This window comes from Mesorhizobium sp. M1396 (assembly GCF_040317725.1).
Lineage (GTDB): Bacteria > Pseudomonadota > Alphaproteobacteria > Rhizobiales > Rhizobiaceae > Mesorhizobium.
In genome coordinates, this window is the sequence record NZ_JAMYLA010000060.1 from 15,841 (window position 1) to 38,766 (window position 22,926).

Below are 22,926 nucleotides of genomic sequence, written 5' to 3' on the forward strand. Positions count from 1 at the left end.
GGTTACCTCTTTTCCACCTGGCCCACCATACGGCGGCACAGGGACGTCGAAACGTTTTCAGGTCTCCCGCGGACAAGCGGCCACAGGCGTTCACGGCCTCCCGGCTTCCGGGAGGCCAGGGTTTCATTCGGCTGCGATCGCCGCCGACGGCTCGGCTTTTTTCTTCCAGGGGGCGTCGTAGAGGTTCCAGACCGGGTTGTTGATGGCCAGATCCATATCGCGGGCGAAGATGGCGAAGCCGTCGTAGCCATGATACGGGCCGGAATAATCCCAGGAATGCATTTGACGGAACGGTATGCCCATCTTCTGGACCGGGTACTTTTCTTTGATGCCGGAGCCCACGAGATCAGGACGGATCCCTTCGATGAACTTCTCCAGCTCGTAACCAGTCACGTCGTCATAGATCAGGGTGCCCTTCTTCACGTAGTGGCCGGTGCGCTGATAGTCGTCGTTATGGCCAAATTCGTAGCCAGTGCCGACGATCACCATGCCCAGGTCCTCATATGCCGTGACGACGTGACGGGGGCGCAGCCCGCCGACATAGAGCATCACCGTCCTGCCTTCGAGGCGCGGCCGGTACTTGGCGATTATGGCATCGACCAAGGGCCGGTATTTGGCGATGACCGCCTCGGCCTTGGCCTCGATTTCCGGCCCGAAGTGCTTGGCTATATTGCGCAGAGAGGCTTCAGTCTGGGAGGGGCCGAAGAAATTGTACTCCATCCAGGCGATGCCATACTTTTCCTCCATATGCCGGCAGATGTAGTTCATCGACCTGTAGCAATGGATGAGATTGAGCTTCGCCTTTGGCGCTCGCTCTATTTCGGCCAGCGTAGCGTCGCCCGACCAGTTGCCGACCACGCGCAGGCCCATCTCCTCGAGCAGGATGCGCGAAGCCCAGGCGTCGCCGCCGATATTGTAGTCGCCGACCACATTGACATCGTACGGGCCGGCTTCGAACTCCACTTCCTTCTTCTCGAAAACCCAGTCTCGGATCGCGTCGTTGGCGATGTGGTGGCCGAGGGATTGCGAGACGCCGCGGAAGCCCTCGCAGCGCACCGGCACGATTGTCTTTTCGTGCTCCTTGGCCTTGTTGCGGGACACAGCTTCGGTGTCGTCGCCAATCAGGCCGATCGGGCATTCGGATTGCACAGTCATGCCCTTGTTCAGCGGAAACAGTTCCTCGATCTCGTCGATGATCCGTTCGAGCTTCTTGTCGCCGCCGAAAACAATGTCCTTCTCCTGGAAATCGGAGGTGAACTGCATCGTGACGAACGTGTCGATGCCTGTCGTGCCGACGTAGTAGTTGCGGCGTTGAGACCAGGAATATTGCCCGCAGCCGACCGGGCCGTGGGAGATATGGACCATATCCTTGACTGGACCCCACACCACGCCTTTCGAGCCGGCATAGGCGCAGCCGCGAATCGTCATCACGCCGGGGATGGACTTGATGTTCGATTTGACCTCGCATTCGGAAAGGACCTCGCTTTCCTCGCCAGCCTCGTCGCCGCTTTTTGCGACGCTGAGGTGCTTTTTGCGGCGCTTCGCCGACTTGTCAGGATATTGCGACAGCACCTCCTCGATAAGCTTCGCATGGAGGCCACCGTCATTCTCATATTCCAGGCTCATGGGACCCCTTTCAAGGTTCAGGGTGACGCCTCACCGACGAGGCGCCGTTCTTTGAAAGGCGCACCGGGTCAGGCGGCGCCTCATGTTACAGCAGTCGCTACTGCGCGGCCGCCTTGGCCGCTTCCTTGACCTGAAGCTCGGCAAGCATCTGCTCGTCGGTCTTCATGATGCCGAAGTCGAGCAGCATGTCCTCGAGCTCCTCCATGGTGATCGGGGTCGGGATGGTGCCCTGGCCCGAATTCCCGTGAATCTTCTCGGCCAGCGCCCTGTATTCCCCGGCCTGCTTCGAGTCCGGCGCATACTGGATCACAGACATCTTCCTGAGCTCGGCGTGCTGGACGATGTTGTCGCGCGGCACGAAGTGGATAAGCTTGGAATTGAGCCTGGAAGCCAGCGCTTCGGCGAGGTCGAGCTCGCGGTCGGTTTGGCGCTCGTTACAGATCAGGCCACCTAGCCGCACGCCGCCCGAATGGGCGTATTTCAGGATGCCCTTGGCGATGTTATTGGCGGCATAGAGCGCCATCATCTCGCCGGACATGACGATATAGATTTCCTGGGCCTTGTTCTCGCGGATCGGCATCGCGAAACCGCCACACACCACATCCCCGAGCACGTCGTAGGAGACATAGTCGACGTCGTCGTAGGCGCCGTTCTCTTCGAGGAAGTTGATCGAGGTGATCACGCCGCGGCCGGCGCAGCCGACACCCGGCTCGGGTCCGCCCGACTCCACGCATTTGATGCCTTTGTAGCCGACCTTGAGCACGTCCGCGAGTTCCAGGTCTTCCACCGAACCTTCCTCTGCTGCGAGATGCAGGACCGTATCCTGCGCCTTCGCGTTCAGGATCAGGCGGGTGGAGTCGGCTTTGGGGTCGCAGCCGACGATGAGGATTCTCTGCCCGAGGTCGACAAGGGCGGCGAGCGTATTTTGGGACGTGGTGGACTTGCCGATGCCGCCCTTGCCGTAAAAGGCGATCTGACGCAAACCTGACATGTAGCTTTCCTTCCTTCGTTCCATTCATCGCGGCTGCCGCGACATGAATGCCGGTCGGGCAGCTGTAGCCGCCTCGCACCTAAGGATCTCAAGACTCGTGCCAACTTGGCTGATCCAACCGAAGAATAATTTCATGGTTGCTTTTCAGGGGTTTAGCTTGAGTTCCAAGAAAGGATCGTCGGAACAGCCCGTGTAGCGGACGCGACATTGGCGACACAAAGCGTCGGATCGCGATCCTCAGTCACCGCATTCGGTTGAACCGCATCGTTGAATTGAGGTGGACGAACAGCATCTCGACGCTCTGCGGGATGCTGCGAACTCTTCTGTGCCCGCGAGGTGACGTGCTCGCTCAACGCGTGTCCAAGTGGACACTCCGCCGACTTTGCGCGCGATCCTGGCATACCACCGATCCACGGCCACTCATCCGGGGCACGGGCGAATAGTTCCGCTATATCAACCCGAGGGACTCGGTTTACTTCTCGGCGCAGGAGTTCAGTATCGGCGTCATCGCCTTCACATGTCCGTCGATCCGCTCGAGCACTTTCGCTGCGACAACGTCGCGCTCAGGCAGATGCCACCAGTACTCGTTGACGAGTTTGACCGTCTCGACCACTGCCTTCAGGACTGCTGGCTCCGGAAGCCGTGCACGGTTCGCAAATGCTTTCCATCGCGGTGCTGCTAGCGCCTTGAACGAGCGCTCTCCTCCAAGCGACAGCGCCATGGCGTCGGCGGGAATATATGGCACGGTGGACAGGAGGTCGTAGATTGGTGAAAGCGCCGGCTTGTCGCCGTTACCGGGATAGATCAAAGACCAGTTCTTTAGGTGCATGTCGCCATTGCCGGTGATGACGGTCAGTGCCAGGCGGCGGACGAACTCGAGAGCCGCCGTAGGCGAGACGGCCACGCCAAGAGCCAAGGCTATGTCGTGATAAGCAGCCCCCTCATATTTGCGCGAGGGGTAGACACCGAAGACCTGAGCGAAATCCTCGATGTGTATCCTCTCGCCACCGGCGCCGCGATCGAAGCGTTTGACGAGAAGGACCTTGCCGTCAGACAGCGTGTTGAATTCTTCGGGAACGCCCTCAAAATCGGACTTCTCGACCAGTTCGCATTCAGGAACGTCCATGCCGATTGCTGCTGCCAGCGCCAGGTTGGCGAATTCGTTCTCGGAAACGCCCGGAAAGGCCGTCGAAGGGAACTTGGCAATGTACCGGCCCTGCTCGTCGTCCATTGGCAAGGTAAGGCCGCCGCCTTTTCCAATGTTCTTCATGACCGACAGCTTCATCTGCACGCCGGCAAGCGAGAACCGTGCCTTGGGCTGATCCTTTGAAGCATCCTGCGAAACCGCTATCGCACCGTCACTGGGCAACGCCCGTACGGCTCCCGGCAGATCGGCGCCCAGCGCCGCTAAAAGATCGAAGTCATTGCCTGGCCGCACATTGCCTTCGTGGTGCCTTTCCATCGCCTCCCGCAATTTCTCCTCCGGCAGGAGGTTCGCGAAGAAAACGGGCAAGGCGCTTGCCACAGGCTTCGGATCTTTCCGCAATCCTCCCGTCGCTGCCCGGAACGACAGGCTGAGAACCGGAAAGCCGCCCGTCGCGCGGTAGGCCTCATCGAAGTTGAATGCATTGAAATCGCCCGGCGTCCTGACGATTGTGCCGATCTTCACTGCGTTCAAGAGCACGTCCAGCGACGGGATCGTCTTAGGTGCGCGAAAGACTGGAGGCATGATCGTCATCGTCAGGTTGAGGGACAAAGGCGGGCAGGTCGTCATCGTGGTGCGGACGCAACAGAGCCTGGACAGCCGGCACCATGACTTGCGGAACCAGCATCATTTCCAGACCGAGCGCGCGAGCGATATTCATGAGCGTTGTTGCACGCGCGGCTGCGGCTCCCTTTTCGATGTCGCGATACCGGGGACGGGATATACCCGCCAAATCAGCGACCTGCTCTTGCGTCATCGCAGCGGCCAGCCTCGCCTGTCTGAACAGTCCACCGATTTCGGACAGAATTTCCGATTGAGGGTCCATATGATACGTAAACGATCCATTCCAATGCTAGATGATATGACAGAGTATCTTATCCAGCGATCGAGTCAACACGTTATGATTTGTTCACGTATCATACATTATCCCTATGAAACGTAAAGAGATCACTCATCCTGCCTTTTGGCGCCGCCCGACGGCGGACGCCGCTCCGAAATCATCAGCATGTAAATCAAGGCAGTCCGGCAGACGAAGTCGCTCGTCTCTTCGCCTTCATACGACCGACCGCGCATGACTCGAGGTCAATGTGGATCGCTACTCGTTCATTGCAATGGATTCGCACCATCTCCTCCTGCCGGTCTCCCGCCGCACCTGGTGTTCCGACCCTTTCAGGGGCTCAGCGCGGTTCGCGTGACCGATCATCCTGGATCAAGCATCGACATAGCCGTCGAATACCCTTTGCTCTCGGCGGTCCGTTCGAGCATGGCGGGGCGCCTCCCTGATCACGAAGCAGCACCCGAACAAGCCCGCGACCAGCGCGAATCCCCCGCTTCCGAGACTTTCTCACTCAGTAAACTAGGCGCCCGCCGCCACGTGCGCGCGACGCCTGCATCAACCGGCGGGCAGATGCGCCGAGGGCAACAAGCGCGCCTGACGCAACGCGGCAAGATCAGCCGAGCCGGTGCAGAAGCAGGCGACGGCCAACTGGCGGATGACGATCTCGAAATGCGCGACAACCGCCTCGGTGGATACCGTAGCCGCGCGCAGCACGCCGGCCGCCTGCCCGGCGAGGTCCGCGCCCAGGCGGATGGCCTTGGCCACGTCGACACCGTCGCGGATCCCGCCCGACGCGATCAGCTTCACCGCTGGCAGCGCCTGACGTACCGCCTGCACACTGGCCGGGGTCGCAATCCCCCAATCGGCGAACGCCATCGCCACTGCGCGGTCGGCGGCATCGGGGGCGCGCTCGCCCTCTACCGCGGCCCAGCTGGTGCCGCCGGCGCCGGCGACATCGATCACCGCCACGCCCGCCTCGACGAGCGCACAGGCCACCGAGGCGGACAGGCCCGACCCGACTTCCTTGGCCACGATCGGCACGCCCACGCTGCGTGCGGCGCGAGCGATCTGCGCCAGGACGCCGCGCCAGTCGCGGTCGCCTTCCGGCTGTACCGCTTCCTGCAGCGGATTGAGATGGACGATGAGTCCATCGGCCTCCAGTGCATCCACCGCCCGGCGCGCGAGGTCCAGGCCGTCGGCCTCGCGCAGTTGCGCGGCGCCGATATTGGCCAGCAATGGAACGTCTGGGGCCTGGCGGCGCAGCGCGCGCGTCAGCCCATGGGAGTTGCGGGATTGCAGGCTCACGCGCTGCGAACCGACGCACATGGCGATCCCCAAGGCTTGCGCTGCCTCGCTCAGATGCCGGTTGATGGACTCCGCGCGTGGCATGCCGCCGGTCATGGAGCTGATCAGCAGCGGCGCGCGCATGGTCTTGCCAAGCAGCGAGGCGCTGAGGTCGATTTGCGTCAGGTCCAACTCGGGCAATGCGCAGTGTTCGAAACGAATGCACTCCCAGCCGGCGGCCTTGGCCCACGCCGTTCGCCGATCCAGCACGATGTCCAGGTGGTCGTCCTTGCGCCGGCTCAGGTTGGTGTCGCTGATGCTCGCTCCATCCGCGGCATCGGGCGACGGCGTTGTGTCGGATCGGACCGGCGGCAGCGCGCGCACGCCGCCGTCTCCCGCGCGTTCAGGCCGGCGCACGCTCGCCTCCCCCCGCAGCGTCGCTGCGGTAGCGGCTGGTTGAGGTCCGGTAGTACTGCGCGCGGATGGCCGCCATGGCTTCGATCAACGGTCCCCACGGCGGTGGAAAGGGTTCTTGCGCCATCACCCGGTGCAGCATGCGCGTATGGCCGGCCAGCTCGTCGTTGAGGAACTCCACCACAGGCATAGCCGGATAGCGCTGCAGCAGCAGGATCGCCGCGTTGTCCCCCTCGCCGGCCGACTTATCCTTTTCGCGTCCATGCAGATCGTTCTGCAAGCGTCCTATCGCGGAGATGAGCCGCAGGACCCGGCGAAACGCCGGATGCGCGCGCAAGGTCGCCATGTCCAGCCCCCACAGCAAGGACAGGCAACAGAACACGTTCGTGTAGGCGATCGAATCCACGCCGTTCTGCAAGTACTCGGCGTAGGACCAGCGCTCTGCCCCTGCCGCCTGCGCATGTCCGGCACGCAGCGCCGCGCAGTAGCACCGGGTATGGTAGAGAAGCTGAGCATAGTCGCGGCGATCGTAGGCGAGCGCGGCGAGCGAAGCGCGCAGCACAGCACAGCCCTCGAATCCGGGGAGCGCGCACGGCACGCCTTGCCCGAGCGCCTGCTCCACCGCGGCGAGCTGCTCCGGCGCGATCAGGCCAAGGTCGTTGCAATCGTCGAGCCAGAAGAGCAGCGCCAGTTCGCGATAGAACGCCACGATCAGCGTTTCGTCCAGCGGATCGCGGCCGGTGCGGGCGCTGGTGTCGCGCAGGCTCGGCTGGATGCGCTGCAGGATGTACTGGCCGCCCCTGACCGCTTCTATGGCATGCTCGTCGGCGAACCCGGTCAGGGAACGCCCCCACTCCAGCACCTGCTGCAGCGCGCGATCGGTCTGGATCATGGCCCCGCTCCTGCTCCCTCGGCCGAGACGTGCCGTCCCCAACGAAGCGCCAGCCACAACCCGGCGAGTTCGGCCACGCGCACCACCCGAGTGGGGCAATACAGTTCCTTGCCGATCCACAGCGGTGTCTGGGGCAGTGCGTGCGCTGCGTGGCGGGCGAGCATCCACTTCAGCGCACGCGCCACCGCCTGCGCGATGCGCCGGCGCCCTGCCGGCGCTTCGCTCCCGTCCATCACGTGCAACGCGAACAGCGCATAGGCGGTTTCCTCGAATGTGGACGCGCGACCGGCGCCCCAGCCGCCGTCGTCGCGCTGCGTCCGCAGCAGCCCGGCCAGCGCGCGCTCGTCGCGCCAGTGGGGGTTGCCTTGCGCGAGCGCAGCGACCGCATGCGCGGTTGGATACAGCCACGAAACGTGCCATTTTTCGTTGTCCCATACACCGTGGGCGTTGCGATTGGCCTGGACGTAGGCGCTGGTGCCGGCCGCGGGTTTTCCCAAGATTCGCAACGCATGCAGGGCATGGATGTTGGTCGACACCGAGGCATTGCGCTCGCCCGGGAAGGTGACGAACAGCTCGCCGGTTTCGAACTGGCGCAACGCGTCGGCCGCCGGGTCGCGGCCTGCAAGGCGAAGGACGCACAACGCAACGGCGGTGTCGTCCGCATCGGCCGCGAAGTGCAAGGCAGGGCCCAGACCGCGGACTCCGAGGCGGGCGTCGAGTTGCGCGATGATCACTTGCACCGCCTCGGCGAGCGCGGGATGCGCGAACAGACCGGCCAGATGCAGGGTGTACAGCGACCAGCATGGCTCGAACACATTGATCGGCCAGACGTTGGGAACGACACCTTCAATGCCGGTGCGCGTTGCCCGCGATGCAGCCTGCAGATACCCGTCGGTGCGCCCGACGTGCGGCGTTCTTCCCTGTGTCACGGCGTGCGCACGCCACGCGGCGGTGGCCGCTGGACTGATGCCAATGCTGCCGTCGTCGTCCGGGCATGCGGTGGCCGGCGACGTCCCCCAGGCTTCCCAGGAGTGCAGCAATGGATGGCCGCTCGGCAACGTCGCAACTGCCCCCAGCTTGGCCAGGCGTGCTTGCCGCAACGGCAACAGCGCCGGGTGGCGCGGAAACGCCACGCCACCCAGCAAGGATGCGGCCTCGTCGCACAACTGCGGCAGGATCAGCTCCGCGCCGATGGGCGCGTCTCCCGGCACCGCATGCGCGTAGGGATCGGGCTGGCGCTCGAGGAACCGGGTTGCAGTGTGGACTGCGTCGGCAGCGCCAGGAAGAGGATCGGCACGCTGCAATGCCAGCAACGCCGCCCAGGTAGGCCCATGGCGAAACAGCGGGAAGTCCGCACTTCCCCATCCGCCATCGGCCTGTTGCTGCGCGATGAGCCACGCGTATGCGTCCTGCCGACCGGTGACGTTGCCGTGGAACTGCAGAGCTCGCGCCGTGTCGTAGACGGATGGACCGACACTGCCGCCGTCGCTCATATCGCTCAGCAGGTGGCGCATTTCGGAAAGGATCTGTTCGGACAAGTTCACGCGGGATGTTCCTTCTGCAGAAGGCTAACGAGAACAGAAACGGGCAGACGCCGCGCACGTCGCCGCCGACACGGACACAGTGCAGCATGCAGCGCCCGCCGGCCGATCGCAGCAGCACAGGGGCGAGTCCTTACGGATGCGCACGCTCATGCGTATGGCGCGGACAGATAGAGGTTGGCCCGCTGCAGCATCTGCGCCAACCCTTCCGCACGCGGCCCCAGAGGGGCGATGGCCTCCCCGGCGTCGTGCAACAAGTACAGGGCGAACTGGCGCGCAGCCTGCAGCCCCATGATCGACGCGCAGGTCGGCTTCTGCGCCGCCGCGTCCTTGCCGGGGGTCTTGCCAAGAGTCGCGGTATCCGCCGTCGCGTCGAGAATGTCGTCGGCCACCTGCAAAGCCAGGCCAAAACAGGCGGTGTAGCGATCGAGCGCAGCATACAGCGCAGCGTGCGCGGCATCCTCCGCGATGGAGTATAGCGCGCCCATGCGAACCGACGCGCGCACTAGCGCTCCGGTTTTCATCCCATGCATCGCCAGGATCCTGTCCAGCCCGGCATGCTTTCCGACCAACGACAGATCGATGGCCTGCCCGCCTGCGGCACCCTCGGCGGACACCGCCTGCGCCAGTTCGCGCACGAGCGCGATACGGTTGTCGCCCGGCGCATCCAGGCTCGCCAGGGTGAGGAAGGCGTGGGCCTGCAGCGCATCGCCGACCAGGATCGCAGTGGCTTCGCCGAACTTTACGTGCACGGTCGGAAGGCCGCGGCGAAGCACGTCGTCGTCCATCGCGGGCAGGTCGTCGTGGACCAGGGTACAGGCGTGCATCATCTCGATGGCGGCGCAGACGTCGTCGAGCATGTGCGCCGGCGTGCCCGCCAGTGCGCCGGCAGCCAGACAGAGCAAGGCGCGGGTGCGCTTCCCGCCATGCAAGGTGGCGTAGCGCATGGCCGCCATCAGCTCTGTCTTACCGTCGTCTTCGGCGCAGAGCAGACGCCCCAGAGCCTGTTCGACCCGCTTTGCGCCGTCCTGCATCCAGATCTCCGGGAGCAGCCCGCCAGAGGCGCCGCGCGCCTGCGCGCCCAATCCGCCGAATGCGGAAACGCCAATTCGGTCGCGTGGAGTGGAACCGGTCTGCATGTTGTTCATGTCCTTGTAGCTGAGACGGCCACGGCGAGCGCAAGTCGTCACGGTGTTGCCGGCGTCACACGAGTGCGTGCGCTGAGTGCAGCAATGCCGCGCCCCGCCGGCGCCGCTGCCTTGCCACACAGGGCATGCCGTGCCAGCTCATGAAAAGCCTATTCGAATTTTCATTGACGGATGGGCGGTCGGGTAATAGCGCCGGCCTTTTTCGACGTCGCTCAGCAACTGCGGCCGCACCCCGGCCTTGTGCATGGTCAGCGCCAAGGCGATGCAGAACTGCACCATTTCCAGCCATACCAGGTGGTAGCCGATGCACACGTGTGGGCCGGTACCGAACTGCAGCATGTCAACCGGCCGGATCGGCTCTGTGCGTAGCAGCCACCGCGCCAGGCGGAACTGATCAGGCGCCTCGTGCAGCAGCGCCGAGGTCGAGAAATGCAGCAGCGGGATGCATAGATGGGTGCCCGCGGGAATGCGCCGTTCGCCGAGTTGCAATTCCTGCAGCGCGCGACGCGGCAGGAGCGTGGTCGCCGGATGCAGGCGCAGTGTCTCGCGGAACAGCGCCTCGGCGACCGGACACTGCGCCAGATCCGCGTGCCGGGTCGGCACCGCGCCCACGCGTTGCGCCTCCTCGACCAGGGCGTCCCACAGCACAGGCTGCCGCGCCAGCTCGATCACAATCCAGGCCATCGTCGAGGCAGTGGTGTCGTGACCGGCAAGCAGCAGCAAGCGAATATTCGCGATCAGGACGTCATCGGGGAGCGGACCGTCGCTGCGGTCGAAGGCGCTCACCATGTCGTTGATCAGCCCGGTGCGCGCGGCATGCGCGCGCGCATCGCGGACGAACCGGCGCAACTGCGCGTCGATCCAGTCGCGGGCGGCACGGCCGCGCCGCAAGGGCAGTCCGGGCAGGTCGACCGGGGGGGCTACGATCAATTGCAGCAATTGCCGGTACTTGCGATGCCATCCCGGCAGATCCTGCGCGGGGATTCCCATGAGGCTGAAGATGAGCTTCAGCATCAGGTCCCCGGTTTCGCGCAGGATGGTTACCTCGCCGCGGGCGCGCCACGCCTGCACCCGCGCCTGGATGACGGGCGCGAACAGGTCGCCGATCCCGGCCTGGGTCAGTCCCTTGGGCAAGAACGCTGCCTTGATGGCATCGCGCGCCTGCCGGTGCGCGCCGCCGTCCAGGGCAACCAACGTTCCGCCAAGCAATTCGGGCGCGATCTCTTCGATCAGCGCCGAGGACACGTCCTTGTGCTTGAGCAGTGAGAAAGCGTCCGGATCCACACAGGTCATCAGATGTCCGGCAGGGCCGAAATCCAGCCAGAAGTGGCTGCCCAGCGTCCGTTCTGCTCGCTGCAGCAGGCGCGGCAGGTCGCAGACAATGGCGGGAAGATGCCCGACCAGGGGGAAAGCGCCAGGCATGACCGGGATGTCGCACCGCAGCCGGTGCCGACGGTTCAGCGGGTTGAGCAGCATGTCCATCAGCAGCGCGCCGCCGCCGCCGATTCGGTGTCGCCGACAGGGCGCGCGGCGCAGCTGTTGCCGCCGTCGGCGTATGTCGGCACATGCGCCAGCATGCCGCCATCGATGCACACGACTTGGCCGGTGATGAACGCAGCATCGTCGGAGAGCAGGAACGCCACGAGCGCGGCCACGTCCTCGGGGCGGCCGACGCGCTGCAGGAGCTGATGCCGGCGCAGATGCAGTTGCATGCATTCGTCCAAATTGGCGAGGAGACGCTCGGTCATGATAAGACCCGGCGCAACCGCGTTGCAGCGGATCTGCGCATGACCGTACTGGGTGGCGAGCGAAGCCGAGAGCATGTTCATCGCCGCCTTCGACGCGGCGTAGGACGTTTGCGCCGTGTCACCGCTGAGCCCCTGGCACGACGACATGTTGACGATCGCGCCACCGCCGCGGGCGATCATCCGTGGGATGGCCTGCCGGCAGCAGAGCAGCGTGCCGCGCAGATTGGTCGCCATGGTCTGGTCCCAGACTGCCAGGTCCAGGTCGAGGATCGCGCGGTCGCGCGGGGTCAGATGCATGGCGCTCGCATTGTTCAGCAGCAGGTCGACCCCCCCGAAGTGCCGCTCCGCCGTCTCGAACAGCGCTGCCACCGCCTGCTCATCGGCGATATCCAGGGCTATGGCCAGCGCGTGGCCTGCTTCGGCCGCGATCTGCGCGGTGCAGGCGATGGCCGCCGAGCCATCAATGTCGGCCACCACCACTCTGCCGCCCCCGCGCGCGATAGCGAGAGCGCATGCCTTGCCGATGCCGGCGCCAGCGCCGGTCACCACGGCCACCTTGCCTTCAAACCGTCCCATCGTGTCTCCTGAATTGCATTGGCCTTTCGCAGCATGCCGCTGGGCCTGCGCCGGAGAAGGCGCAGGGTCGGCGCTGGCGCGCTCGTCATGGCCAGCGTCACTTTCGATGACACGAATGGCGGCGACCGGGCACTGGTTGGCCGCAAGCCGCACGGCGGCGTGCAGCGCCTGCGGGACCGTCGCCACGCACACTTCGGCCACGCCGTCCGGTTCGCGCTGGCGAAAGGTGCCAGGCAGCGTCAGCACGCACTGCCCGGTCGTTCCGCACAGATCCTGATCGACTACGACGCGCATCTCAGCCCTCCTGCCCATGCAGCCGTACCGGCAGCGCGCGGAATGTCCTAAGGAACGCGGAGGGCTCCCGGGTCGGCTGCTCGGCCAATGCCAGCGTGGGGAAGCGCGCCTGGATCCGCGGCAGGCTTTCGGCCAATTGCACCCGGGCCAGTTGCGCACCAAGGCAGAAGTGGATGCCGTGGCCGAAGGTCAGCATGATCTTCCCGTCGATCGACATGCCAGGACTGGTGCCGCAGAACCGCACGGGATCGAAGCGATCGGGATCGGCGAAGGCGTCCGGGTCGCGATTGCCGGCCGCGATCAGCACGCGCACGTCCGCGTTCTTCGGGATCACCACGCCGCCCATTTCGATGTCGCGCTGGGCGATACGCGGAATGGAGCTGAACATGGCGGGCGCGTCGTAGCGCAGGGCTTCTTCGACGAATGCCTTCACCCCCACGGCATCTCCCTGCAGCCAGTGCCGCTGTTCGGGATACGCCAGCATCGCCAGGACAGCATGGCCGATGGCCGCAGCAGTGGTGGCGAAGCCGCCCAGCAGCATACCCCACAGCATGCTGATCAACTCCGCATCCGACAGCATGTCGGCATCGTCGTCGTGTGCCCCGACCAGCATTGACACGATGTCGTGGCGGGAATCGATACGCTTGCGCTGTATGAGGTCGCCGAAGTAGGCCTGCACCCTGGCGCTGGCCGCGTCCGCCGCGGCGAGCTGGGGATCGCTGGCGTGCGGGCTCAGGCCTTCCAGGATGGCGCTGATGCCGCCGACGAGCCCCAACATGTCTTCCCGGTGCATGCCGAACAGTTCGCCGAAAACCAGCATGGGCAAGGCCAGCGCGAATTCCCGATGCAGGTCCACCGCCTCCCCGCGCTCCAGCGCGGGCGCCATGCCGTCCAGGCGCGCTGCGACGATGCGAGCGATGGTCGGCCTCAGCTTGTCGATCTGGCCGATGGTGAAATCGCGCGAGATCAGCCGGCGCAGGCGCGTATGCGTTGGAGGTTCCTTCATCGCCAAAGTGGACGCCAGCAGACTTAGCGACAGGCTGGTCGCCGCACGCGGGAAATAGCGCGCCAGTTCGCCTGGTGCCGGCCCCCGAAAAGCATCGCCAGTGGCTTTAAGCGCCCAGTAGATGTCGGCGTGGCGGCTCAACAGAAAGAGGCCCGACGCCGCGCGATGTACCGGATCGTGCTCGCGCAACCACCGCATGAATGGGTACGGGTCCTGAATGCACGCTGGCGACGCCAGTTCGGCGAAGGCGTCCTGGCATGCTGCCGTGGTTTCTTGCACGTCCATCTTGGTCACCTGTTGGCTGGCTGATCTGATCGGCGCGCGGAAGGCGCGCCGGCAACTCGAGAACATCGGGATTCCTGGTGGCGTCCGCGCATCACCAGAGCACCGGGAACTCCTCGAACCCGCCAGTGATGATCTCCCTGCGCAACTTCAGTTCTTCGGGCGCCACGGCCAGGCGCAGCGCGGGAAAGCGCTGGAAGATCGAACCGAACACCGCCTTGAGTTCCAGCCTGGCCAGCGCCAAGCCCACGCAGTTGTGGGACCCGTAGGAGAACGCCAGGTGCGGGTTTTCGTCACGTCCGATATCGAAGATTTCCGGGTCGTCGAAATGGCGCGGATCGAACGACGTCGCCGGCAGGCCGACCAGCACCTTGCTCTCCGCGCGAACATGCACGCCCGCGATGGTCACGTCGGTCCTCGGATAGCGCATGATGCCGTCCCAGCCGGCGCCCGGCGGGTACATGCGCAGGATTTCCTCCACCGCCTTGTCCACCAGGGATGGATCGCCGACCAGGCGTTCGCGCTGTTGCGGATGGCGGAACATGGCCAGCAGGCCGAATTCGATCTGCGCCACGGTGCTCTCGTGCCCCGCCACCAGCATGCCCGCCGCCAGGCCGATCGCCTCTTCCTCGGTCGCCTTGCCCTGGTCGACCGCCGCGAGCAGATCCGTCAGCACGTTGTCGCCCGGATCCTGGCGCTTGTCCCGCATCTTGCCGCGAATGTAGGCGCGGAGTTCTTCCCAGGCCAAGCGCGACGCGCTTCGCGGGCCGCTTTCATGCTGGTGCGTCATCACCTCGTCGGACAGCCCGGCGAAAAAGGCGTGATCCTCGTAGAGCACGCCCATCAGCGCGCCAATGACCATGGCGGGAAGCGGAAAGGAGAGGTGGCGCCGCAGATCTGCGGGCTGGGGCTGGGCCGCCAGTGTCTCGAACAGCTGCCCCGCGATCGCCTCGACCTGCTGCGCGAGCAGCTTCACCCTGCCGTTGCTGAAGGCTGGCGCCACGATCTTGCGTAACCGCGTATGTTCGCTCCCCTCGTGCGAGACCAGCCATCCTGGCGAACCGAGAATCACCGAATCCGGGGTGAATGCCGCCGGCGGCATTCCCGCGGGCCGGAACGCCGCGTCGGACAACACCGCCTTGGCCTCGTCATAGCCTGTCACCCACCAGCCTTCGTGCCCGGACGGGAAGCGCACGCGGTGGATTGGACCGTTGGCGCGTAGCGCCAACATCTCGGGCGAGGGCTCAATGTGATCGACGCGCCACGTCGGCAGCGTCGGCAAAGGTTGTTCGGACATGGGTGGCAACTTCACTCTATAGCGATGGAAGGGCGGAAGGTGACCGGCGGGCGCTGCGGTAGAGAAGACCTAAGACGGCATGTAGACGACGTCGTCGGAAGGCAGACCGATTATCAGGATCGGCTAACGCTTAACTGTCTAGGCAAACGCGCGGCGAGATGCAGAACGTTATCCTGTACCTTCGAGGTCAGGATAAAGTCGGTGTGGTGGGCCTTTGAGCCGCCGCCGGCCAAGATTTCCTGCGCAAGGGTCGACAAGGGCGGCGAGCTGTTGGGTAAGGCGGTTTCGCCGAGGGCCCCTGTCCATAGATGCTATCCGACGCGGATTTGACATTTTGCTTTTCTTTCTTCGTTCCATTCGTGTCATCCACGAAATGAAAGTCGGTCGGCGGCTCCCGGCCGACAACGAAGGTGCTTCAAATCTCGTGCCAATTTGGCCGCAGCAGAAAAAAATTGTGGCAGCTTCTCAGCGGCTTAGCCTGAGGCCAGAGAAGAGCTAGGCGAAATAAGCCGGTGTCGCGGGCCAACAAAGGCGACGGAACAGTGTCGGACAGAACGCCTCGGGCGACCTTTAGGTCGGGCCTGCGACATTCTGGTCCAGTTTCGAACATAAGAGGGCGGTAAACAGACACGATTGGGGAATTCGATCCTCACGGCGCCAGGGCGCTTGCCCAAGACCGCGCGCTCATGTTGCTGCGACAGGCGCGTGTTCGCGATAGCCGTGCTGCGCACCCATGAACGCTAGCGGCACACGCTACGACTGGAGTGCCCGCAGCCTCAGGTAGTGCATCGGCTCGGCTTCCGGTTCTTCTTTGCCCAGCCGGGGCTGAAGCGCCGAATATCCGCACCATACAGCATCGTTGTTGCCTGTGTGACGAGGCGGCATAGCGCGCGCCCGATCTTCTAAGACACGGCCTCCGAGAAGAAGGTGCGGTCCAACAGCACCTCTATTTGAAATGGCACGCCGCTTGCTGCTCCTGGTTAGAGCACCATCAAATCACGATGAAAGCGACTTGCACCATGCCCGACGCGCGAAGCTCTAGACAGTGGCCTGAGGAGACGGTGCCCGTTCCCGCTGAACATCGGGACATCGTCTCCTCCGGAAGGCCGTTCTCGGTGGCCGCTTTGCGCATGGCTGGTCCGATGCCGGCATGCCAACACGGGCCGCTCGCGCAAATGCCGTTTACCGGTTCTGTTCAGCATAGGAGTGCCCAAGGGCCCCCTCAAAGGGTCACCCAAGCCAAGGCCGGCGGGTCACTGCCACATATCGACAACACGCTGAACCAGTCCAGTGACCCGAGTCTGCGTGAAGTGACATTTCAGGCCCCCACATGCTTGCGATATTGGCTACTTCCGGCCGCTATCCCTTTTCCCCGGGCACGATCGCGGGTGACCGATCCCGCTTCCGGCGCCATAGCCGTGGAAAGCAAGCGGCTCGACGGTGTCCAGCTCGCTCAGATCGATTGCGTTCGGGTGGCCAAGACCAGCCGCCAAGACGTTCCCATACGTCGCGAGGGAAAAAGGAGGTTGCGAGCCGCGAGGTCCTCATCCCGTGCCGGGCATACGAGCCTCTGCTCGGTATTGCGCCAGCCTCTGCCAGAATTCAGCGCCAGTTTTCTTCTTTAGGAGCAACTTGATGACAGTTCAAAAGAAAGTTCCCTTCGTCACCTTTCTCACGCGCGTTCACGATAAGTCAGTCCAGGGGCCAAATCCATATCGCTGGGAAGAAAAGACATCTGACGACTACTTTGCCGGCAAGCGGGTCATCCTGTTCTCGCTGCCTGGCGCCTTCACACCAACCTGCTCGACCTACCAATTGCCCCAGTTCGAAGAGCTCTATGATGAGTTTGAGAAGGAGGGAATTGACGCGATTTACTGCCTCTCAGTCAACGACGCCTTCGTCATGAATGCGTGGGGGAAGTCCTTGGGCCTGAAGCAGGTCGAGCTCATTCCCGATGGCTCAGGCGAGTTCACACGCAAAATGGGCATGCTGGTCGCCAAGGACAATCTCGGCTTCGGGATGCGCTCCTGGCGCTACGCCGCCCTGATCAACAATGGCGTGGTGGAGCACTGGTTCGAGGAGGAAGGTTTCTCCGACAACTGCGAGGCCGACCCGTATGGCGTCTCATCCCCGCAAAACGTTCTCGAAACGCTGAAAGCCGCCGCTTGACCTAGAAAACGTCTCACTGGTGCCATTGCCGGTCCCAAGAGGCTCCTCGACAGGATTATCGCGCTCACCATGCAATCCTCAGCAAGCCTGCTTCAACGTCAGAAGCAATCCATGGTGGCATCGCCTCAACTCATTGAGTCGATTCGCTTGCTGCAACTGGCGCATACTGAACTGCATCAGTTCGTGGAGCGGGAAATTGAGAAGAACCCGCTCTTGGAATCTGCATCAAGCGATGGCGGGCCTTTTGACGACGTTTCGATTTCGGGAGCGGATCAGCCTGTCGGCCCTGGCGCAAACGCCGTTGAAGGACCGACCGGGGCAAGTTCGCCTGAACGGCTCGGGCAATGGAAATCACTTCGCAACACGACCAACAACCCGCCCGGCAATGGCCCTTCCCTCGACGAGTTTGCCACCCTCGCCGAAACATTGCACGACCATGTCGCTCGTCAGATCGCCCTCACTGCGTTCACACCACAGGAGCGGCTGATCGCTGGCCAGCTTGCCGCCGATCTGGAAGACACTGGCTATCTTCGGGCAAACCTTTTGGAGCTGGCCGAGAGCCTGAATGTCCATGAGGCTGTTGTGGAACGGGTTCTCGGAACCTTGCAGCAATTTGATCCATCGGGAGTTTTTGCGCGAAGTCTCAGAGAATGCCTCGAGATTCAGTTGCGCCAGCGAAATCGGCTCGACCCGGCAATGGCAGCTTTGGTTGCCCATCTTGAAATGCTTGCGCGACGCGATTTTGAGGCGCTGAAGCAGCATTGCGGCGTCGATGAAGAAGACCTTCTCGACATGATGCATGAAATTCGGGCGCTCGATCCCAAGCCTGGGAACAGATTCGAATCCGGTGCGTCTGAATCAATCATACCCGACGTCTGGGTCACGCCCTCGCCGCAAGGCGGGTGGCAGATCGAACTTGATCCCGCCACGCTGCCAAAGCTGCTGATCAACCAAACCTACTATGCCGAAGTCACGCGTCAAACTGCCCAAAATTCGAAAGATCAAGCATTTCTCGACGAATGCTTGCAAAACGCGAACTGGCTAATCCGCAGCCTCGATCAGCGCGCCAAGACGATTGTTAAGGTTGCGGCTGAAATCGTGCGTCAGCAGGATGCCTTTTTGGAACATGGCGTCACCCACCTGCGGCCTCTCAATCTTAGAACCGTCGCTGACGCGATCGGCGTGCACGAGTCGACAGTAAGCCGGGTGACCTCGAACAAGTACATGCTTACCCCGCGCGGAGTCTTTGAACTGAAGTATTTTTTCACCGTCGCGATCGCGTCCTGCCAAGGCGGCGATGCGCACTCCGCCGAAGCTGTCCGGCATCGGATCAAAGCGATCATTGCCGCAGAATCTCCCGGCGACGTGCTTTCCGATGAGGACATCGCTGTCCGGCTGAAGGAAACCGGCATCGATGTTGCGCGCCGCACCGTCACAAAATATCGCGAAGCAATGAACATCCCCTCCTCCGTGCAACGCCGCCGGGAAATGCGCTTGTGTTTTTAGATTTGGGTCAAGGCAGCCAACATCACGTTGCATTGCATCAAAGTGGAGACTTCGTTCATGACCCAATCCGCAGCAGGCGTCATGGACGCTGTTCTGCACGACCCAGAAAAGCCCGTCCCACCGTCTGGTCCCGCATGGGGTGCGGTCATTTCGCTTTCCTTGGGCACATTCGGGCTGGTCACGGCAGAGTTTCTGCCTGTCAGCCTGCTCACGCCCCTCGCGCATGATCTCGGTATTAGCGAGGGAGCGGCTGGACAGGCGATGACGGCGACAGCTATCGTCGGGGCGATCTCGGCGCCGACGGTGGCGATCATCACAAAGCGCCTGGACCGCAGGACCGTCATGTGGACCATGACGCTGCTGCTGATCCTGTCGGACGTTCTGGCGGCCGGCGCGTGGTCGCTGGCGGTTCTCCTGACTGCACGCGTCGTGCTCGGCATAGCGCTCGGAGGCTTCTGGTCGATGTCGGCAGCACTGGCGATGCGGCTCGTTCCAAGCCACCTCCTGCCGCGCGCTATGTCGATCATCCTTACCGGCGTTTCCGTAGCTACCGTCTGCGCAGCTCCAATCGGCGCTTACGTCGGCGATATCTGGGGATGGCGAAGCGCCTTCATGCTCGCCGCAGCCGGCGCCGCCGCTACACTGCTCGTGCAACTCATAACCATTCCGAGACTGCCTCCGATTGGAGTGGCTAGCTTCCGAAGCCTGCTGGATGTGGCCAAGATTCCGATGGTCAAAATTGCGCTTTTGGTCGTCCTGCTGGTCGCTTCCGGCCACTTCGCCGGAATCACCTATATCCGCGCCTTCCTCGAGAAGATTCCCGCGCTGGATGTCGAGACGATCTCGCTTGTGTTGCTGGCTTTTGGCATCAGCGGATTCTTCGGCAATCTGGCCGGCGGGCTTCTGGCCGAGTACAGTCTCAAGGCAGTCGCGGCCCTTGCACCGCTGCTCATAGCGATAGCCGCTGTTTCGCTGCTGACGGCGGGAGCATCGGCCTTGGCCTCGGCGATTGCTGTTGCCGCGTGGGGGTTTGCCTTCGGCGCCGTGCCAGTGGGATTGCAGACGTGGATGGTACGGAGGGCCGTTCCCGAGCAGGCCCAAAGCGCCGGTGTGCTGCTGGTCACAGTATTCCAAGTGGCAATCGCAGCCGGCGCGATTTTCGGCGGACTATTGGTGGAGAATGCGGGGATTACAAGCGCCATTGCCTACAGTGCTGTTGCCACGTTCGTCGCTGCCCTCATAGTGTTCCTGGTCGGCCCGAAGCGCGAAACCTAGACCGCCTGACAGAAAAGGCCTCAGCAGCGCAGCGGGACGAGAGATGCGATGCACGGCGCGGCGCGGTTCTCCACACGATTACGCATGGACCAGCGCAGCTGCCTCGCCGGCTTCACCTCCGGGCCATGGCGACCTTCGCCGCCAGACACGCGAACCTCGCCGGCACCGGTTTCCATTTGGCGACGGTGAGCGCTGCCGGCGCGATGGAACCCTTGCTGGCGGTCATACCTTTCACGACAAGCCGGCATTCTGGGCAAGCGACAGCTACGCGCCGGCCATGCCCGTCAGAACGCCGGTGACGATGCCGCTCGATAGCGCAGACAGGTCGCGAATTGCCAGTCGTGTCAACGGCGGCCGGATTATCGTCGATCGCGCGTACCTTGTTTCGGCCGCAGACTATCGTTCGGCAGCTTGCGATCTTGACCACATAGCCTAGGAGCTATATATGACTTGCGAAGCCGTTTTTGGCGATGAGTTCGACGGGGAGTCGAGGCGTTGCACCAGACAGTCCAAGATGAGCTATTGGCCTCGGCTAAGCTGCTCGGTGTGTTCGGGCCCCAGCTGGGGCGACCGCATGCGGACCTTGAATGACTCGTCGTTCGCGAACATGAAAGAACTTCGCTTCGACGCTGATGATGGTGTCTGGCGGGTTGCGTTCGCATTCGACCGGAAGCGGAAGGCGATCCTGCTCGTCGCCGGCGATAAGTCGGGCGTGAGTGAGTAGCGCTTCTATAAAAGTCTGATCGCCAAGGCGGACAAGCGCTATCAAGGGCATCTCGACCGTTTGGGGGCGGCGAAGAAGGAGAAGAAGTGATGGGACGCAAGCTTGACGACCTAATCGCTGCGCTCCCCGAGGATCGTCGGGAGCGGGTCGACGCGCGTTTCGAAGAATTAAGGGGAGAAGTCGAGAGTCTCGGCGATTTGCGGCGTGCCGCTGGAAAGGCCCAGGCCGAAATCGCTTCGGTCCTCAAGATCAAGCAGCCTTCGGTCTCGAAGATCGAGAAACAAGCCGACATGTACTTGTCTACTCTTAAAAGCTACGTCGAGGCGATCGGGGGGCAACTCGAACTCGTCGTTCGCCTTCCCTCACGCGCGGCCCTCCGTATAGAGCGGCTCGGCGACGTGGTGGCTCCCAAAGCCGTCTCCGTGCATAGCGTCAAAAGAGCGGCAGGTGGACGTAATCGCACAAAAGCCGCACGCGCCGGCTGACCTCACTCTGTTTCGGCTAAAGACTACCGATGGGCGAGATGGTCTCGTCGATGCGAGGAGTAGGAGGTATGAGCAACGTCCTAGTTAAGCCAGCTCGCGGCAAGGTAACGGAGGCCGACATAGGTGTGAGCTGCGGATGCCGGCGACTTTGGCTGCCTCCTGGACTGCGCGGTGTAATTGCCTCGATGAGATCGGCGCGGTGAAGCTGCGCCCCGGGGAACAGTCAGCCATGGGGGAGCATCACCCCGCGCCACTTGCCTTCGCGCCACCACAGCCGGAGCAGTTCCAGAAGTTGCAGCGAGAGCATAGCGTTGCGGTCCCTGCGTCCCTTGCCCCGTTCGACGCGGATCAGCATGCGTGTCGAGTCGATTTCGTCGATCTTGAGGTGCGCAACTTGAACACGCGCAGGCCCGCGCCATAGGCGACGCCGAGCGCGGCCTTGTACTTGATGCCGGGTGCGGCTTCGAGCAGCCGCGCCGCTTCCTCCACGCTCAGCACATCGGGCAGCTTGCGCTGATACCTCATGATCACCAGCGCACGCGCCAGATCCCGCCGCTTCAGCCTCACGAGGAACAGGAACCGCAGTGCCGAGACCGCGCCATTGATCGTCGCAGGGCCGACGCCGCTCTCATGCTGATGCAGCTGGAATCGACGGATGTCCGCAGCCGTCGCCGTGTCGGGCGAGCGGCCAAGGAACACAGCGAAGCGCCGGACGTGACGAACGTAGTCCTGCTGGGTATGGGAGCCCAGGCCACGCATGAGCATGTCGTGCTGCATGCGCTGGCGAAGCGGAGAGATTGGTGCATCGGTCGACAGGGTAGCCATGGCGAGCTCCTCTCGTTGAACGGAACTCCATGGTCAGATCGACGCCTCTACCCGCTCAAGTCAAAATGGCAGTCGCGCCATCTCAGGCCGAGGCCCTTAAGAAGTTCAAAGCAGCGATAGCGGCACGGCGCCTAGAAGGACCGTCAGATCCAAAATGTTAGAAGTCTGTACAGTTACCCTTTGCCGACAAGTTCGACCAACAGGCGGTTCAAGCCGTGTGGTAGCTTGCGATCACCGATAGCGCACTGCGACGTTCGTTCGAAACCTTTTCTTTAGCTCGTGTTCTGACGGTGCGCCTAGCGGTCAGCAGAACCAATTTACGTTGAACAAAGCCAATGAGTGATCACCCTATTACAATTGCACAACTGAAGCGGGCAGTGTCGGACGGCTCGCTTTGGCCTACAGTGTCGGCAGTGAGTTTCGATTCCCTCAGGGGTGTCGGCACGGCCCTTGCGGACATGCACAATGATGACACCTTCGACGGAATTTCGTACTTTGAGGCACTTCCTGTAGCGGAATTCTCAAACCGAGACAGATCGCGAATAGCGCAGGTCATTGAGGGCTTTCTAAGCAAGATTCAAGATACAACGGAGCGCGTGGTTTCGCTTGTTCATACGTTGGGGGACAAGGCGTCTGACGACCTCGCCTACCATATAGGCCAAGGCTTCGAAGCATGGGGCGCGGCCAATCCAGCGCAAATTCACCAAGTGGCAAATTGTCAACCGGCTTCCAAAACTGACCCCGGATCGGCGTCCAATTTTGACCCCTCTTATGTAATGCGCGGCCGTCAGCGTTCGCCCG

Annotated in this window: 20 protein-coding genes and 1 pseudogene; 6 read left to right on the plus strand and 15 right to left on the minus strand. The window is 63.0% G+C overall.

Translation table 11 applies throughout. The features are described 5' to 3' along the window. Positions 1-123 precede the first annotated feature (123 nt). From nifD to NKH02_RS29035, 13 genes and pseudogenes are all read right to left on the minus strand, one after another. Positions 124-1,626, minus strand: a complete 1,503-nt coding sequence (gene nifD / locus NKH02_RS28975; protein ID WP_352883106.1) for a nitrogenase molybdenum-iron protein alpha chain — start codon at positions 1,624-1,626, stop codon at positions 124-126. Positions 1,627-1,723: 97 nt separating this feature from the next. After that, a complete protein-coding gene (gene nifH / locus NKH02_RS28980; protein WP_023706403.1) occupies positions 1,724-2,617 on the minus strand; it encodes a nitrogenase iron protein in 894 nt (297 codons plus the stop codon). A gap of 472 nt (positions 2,618-3,089) precedes the next feature. Then, on the minus strand, positions 3,090-4,346 hold the full coding sequence (locus tag NKH02_RS28985) for a type II toxin-antitoxin system HipA family toxin (protein WP_352883107.1): 1,257 nt from the start codon (positions 4,344-4,346) through the stop codon (positions 3,090-3,092). After that, positions 4,321-4,647, minus strand: a complete 327-nt coding sequence (locus tag NKH02_RS28990; protein ID WP_352883108.1) for a helix-turn-helix domain-containing protein — start codon at positions 4,645-4,647, stop codon at positions 4,321-4,323. Before NKH02_RS28990 ends, NKH02_RS28985 begins: the two co-directional genes overlap by 26 nt. A gap of 567 nt (positions 4,648-5,214) precedes the next feature. Continuing rightward, entirely contained in the window at positions 5,215-6,318 is a 1,104-nt protein-coding gene (gene fni, locus NKH02_RS28995) for a type 2 isopentenyl-diphosphate Delta-isomerase (RefSeq protein WP_502913870.1), read from the minus strand. Between the two features lie 28 nt (positions 6,319-6,346). Continuing rightward, complete coding sequence (locus NKH02_RS29000) at positions 6,347-7,249, minus strand: terpene synthase family protein (protein WP_352883109.1); 903 nt, start codon at positions 7,247-7,249, stop codon at positions 6,347-6,349. Next, positions 7,246-8,763 (minus strand): hypothetical protein, encoded by a 1,518-nt coding sequence (locus tag NKH02_RS29005; RefSeq protein WP_502913871.1) that lies wholly within the window; start codon positions 8,761-8,763, stop codon positions 7,246-7,248. Before NKH02_RS29005 ends, NKH02_RS29000 begins: the two co-directional genes overlap by 4 nt. Positions 8,764-8,939: 176 nt before the next feature. Next, positions 8,940-9,929, minus strand: coding sequence for a polyprenyl synthetase family protein (locus NKH02_RS29010; protein ID WP_352631436.1), 990 nt, complete (start codon positions 9,927-9,929; stop codon positions 8,940-8,942). 147 nt (positions 9,930-10,076) lie between these two features. Further along, entirely contained in the window at positions 10,077-11,420 is a 1,344-nt protein-coding gene (locus NKH02_RS29015) for a cytochrome P450 (protein WP_352883112.1), read from the minus strand. Next, positions 11,420-12,262 carry an SDR family oxidoreductase gene (locus NKH02_RS29020; RefSeq protein WP_352883122.1) on the minus strand — a complete coding sequence of 281 codons (843 nt, stop codon included), beginning with the start codon at positions 12,260-12,262 and terminating at the stop codon, positions 11,420-11,422. Before NKH02_RS29020 ends, NKH02_RS29015 begins: the two co-directional genes overlap by 1 nt. Before the next feature lie 168 nt (positions 12,263-12,430). After that, positions 12,431-12,574: pseudogene (locus NKH02_RS29025) on the minus strand (ferredoxin); the annotation flags it as partial. Beyond that, the gene (locus NKH02_RS29030; RefSeq protein WP_352883113.1) at positions 12,558-13,847 is read right to left on the minus strand and encodes a cytochrome P450; all 1,290 of its coding nucleotides are present in this window, start codon (positions 13,845-13,847) and stop codon (positions 12,558-12,560) included. The gene NKH02_RS29030 and the pseudogene NKH02_RS29025, both read right to left, overlap by 17 nt. Positions 13,848-13,938: 91 nt before the next feature. Continuing rightward, positions 13,939-15,141, minus strand: a complete 1,203-nt coding sequence (locus NKH02_RS29035) for a cytochrome P450 (RefSeq protein WP_352883115.1) — start codon at positions 15,139-15,141, stop codon at positions 13,939-13,941. Between the two features lie 1,635 nt (positions 15,142-16,776). On the opposite strand from NKH02_RS29035, the gene NKH02_RS29040 reads away from it, so the two are divergent. The 5 genes from NKH02_RS29040 (at position 16,777) to NKH02_RS29065 (ending at position 21,300) form a co-directional block, all read left to right on the plus strand. Next, positions 16,777-17,310, plus strand: a complete 534-nt coding sequence (locus NKH02_RS29040; RefSeq protein ID WP_023766875.1) for a peroxiredoxin — start codon at positions 16,777-16,779, stop codon at positions 17,308-17,310. Between the two features lie 69 nt (positions 17,311-17,379). Then, entirely contained in the window at positions 17,380-18,816 is a 1,437-nt protein-coding gene (gene rpoN / locus NKH02_RS29045) for an RNA polymerase factor sigma-54 (RefSeq protein WP_352697281.1), read from the plus strand. Between the two features lie 57 nt (positions 18,817-18,873). Beyond that, the gene (locus NKH02_RS29050; protein WP_352581795.1) at positions 18,874-20,091 is read left to right on the plus strand and encodes an MFS transporter; all 1,218 of its coding nucleotides are present in this window, start codon (positions 18,874-18,876) and stop codon (positions 20,089-20,091) included. Positions 20,092-20,665: 574 nt separating this feature from the next. Then, a complete protein-coding gene (locus NKH02_RS29060) occupies positions 20,666-20,815 on the plus strand; it encodes a type II toxin-antitoxin system RelE/ParE family toxin (RefSeq protein WP_198032246.1) in 150 nt (49 codons plus the stop codon). 89 nt (positions 20,816-20,904) lie between these two features. Then, on the plus strand, positions 20,905-21,300 hold the full coding sequence (locus NKH02_RS29065; RefSeq protein WP_023760408.1) for an XRE family transcriptional regulator: 396 nt from the start codon (positions 20,905-20,907) through the stop codon (positions 21,298-21,300). Positions 21,301-21,523: 223 nt separating this feature from the next. Here the strand turns inward: NKH02_RS29065 and NKH02_RS29070 are convergent, their stop codons facing one another. Both NKH02_RS29070 and NKH02_RS29075 read right to left on the minus strand, forming a co-directional pair. Next, positions 21,524-21,655 (minus strand): hypothetical protein, encoded by a 132-nt coding sequence (locus NKH02_RS29070; protein ID WP_352883116.1) that lies wholly within the window; start codon positions 21,653-21,655, stop codon positions 21,524-21,526. Next, positions 21,649-22,125, minus strand: a complete 477-nt coding sequence (locus tag NKH02_RS29075; RefSeq protein WP_023760406.1) for a tyrosine-type recombinase/integrase — start codon at positions 22,123-22,125, stop codon at positions 21,649-21,651. Before NKH02_RS29075 ends, NKH02_RS29070 begins: the two co-directional genes overlap by 7 nt. Before the next feature lie 335 nt (positions 22,126-22,460). Here NKH02_RS29075 and NKH02_RS29080 point away from each other — a divergent pair. Beyond that, on the plus strand, positions 22,461-22,926 hold a 466-nt coding region (locus NKH02_RS29080), incomplete at its 3' end, for a hypothetical protein (protein WP_352883118.1).

Coding starts and splice junctions, on each gene's coding strand:
- nifD (WP_352883106.1), bottom strand. CDS start 1,626: ATGAGCCTGGAATATGAGAATGACGGTGGCCTCCATGCGAAGCTTATC.
- nifH (WP_023706403.1), bottom strand. CDS start 2,617: ATGTCAGGTTTGCGTCAGATCGCCTTTTACGGCAAGGGCGGCATCGGC.
- NKH02_RS28985 (WP_352883107.1), bottom strand. CDS start 4,346: ATGCCTCCAGTCTTTCGCGCACCTAAGACGATCCCGTCGCTGGACGTG.
- NKH02_RS28990 (WP_352883108.1), bottom strand. CDS start 4,647: ATGGACCCTCAATCGGAAATTCTGTCCGAAATCGGTGGACTGTTCAGA.
- NKH02_RS29000 (WP_352883109.1), bottom strand. CDS start 7,249: ATGATCCAGACCGATCGCGCGCTGCAGCAGGTGCTGGAGTGGGGGCGT.
- NKH02_RS29005 (WP_502913871.1), bottom strand. CDS start 8,763: ATGCGCCACCTGCTGAGCGATATGAGCGACGGCGGCAGTGTCGGTCCA.
- NKH02_RS29010 (WP_352631436.1), bottom strand. CDS start 9,929: ATGCAGACCGGTTCCACTCCACGCGACCGAATTGGCGTTTCCGCATTC.
- NKH02_RS29015 (WP_352883112.1), bottom strand. CDS start 11,420: ATGGACATGCTGCTCAACCCGCTGAACCGTCGGCACCGGCTGCGGTGC.
- NKH02_RS29020 (WP_352883122.1), bottom strand. CDS start 12,262: ATGGGACGGTTTGAAGGCAAGGTGGCCGTGGTGACCGGCGCTGGCGCC.
- NKH02_RS29030 (WP_352883113.1), bottom strand. CDS start 13,847: ATGGACGTGCAAGAAACCACGGCAGCATGCCAGGACGCCTTCGCCGAA.
- NKH02_RS29035 (WP_352883115.1), bottom strand. CDS start 15,141: ATGTCCGAACAACCTTTGCCGACGCTGCCGACGTGGCGCGTCGATCAC.
- NKH02_RS29040 (WP_023766875.1), top strand. CDS start 16,777: ATGACAGTTCAAAAGAAAGTTCCCTTCGTCACCTTTCTCACGCGCGTT.
- rpoN (WP_352697281.1), top strand. CDS start 17,380: ATGCAATCCTCAGCAAGCCTGCTTCAACGTCAGAAGCAATCCATGGTG.
- NKH02_RS29050 (WP_352581795.1), top strand. CDS start 18,874: ATGACCCAATCCGCAGCAGGCGTCATGGACGCTGTTCTGCACGACCCA.
- NKH02_RS29060 (WP_198032246.1), top strand. CDS start 20,666: ATGCGGACCTTGAATGACTCGTCGTTCGCGAACATGAAAGAACTTCGC.
- NKH02_RS29065 (WP_023760408.1), top strand. CDS start 20,905: ATGGGACGCAAGCTTGACGACCTAATCGCTGCGCTCCCCGAGGATCGT.
- NKH02_RS29070 (WP_352883116.1), bottom strand. CDS start 21,655: ATGCTGATCCGCGTCGAACGGGGCAAGGGACGCAGGGACCGCAACGCT.
- NKH02_RS29075 (WP_023760406.1), bottom strand. CDS start 22,125: ATGGCTACCCTGTCGACCGATGCACCAATCTCTCCGCTTCGCCAGCGC.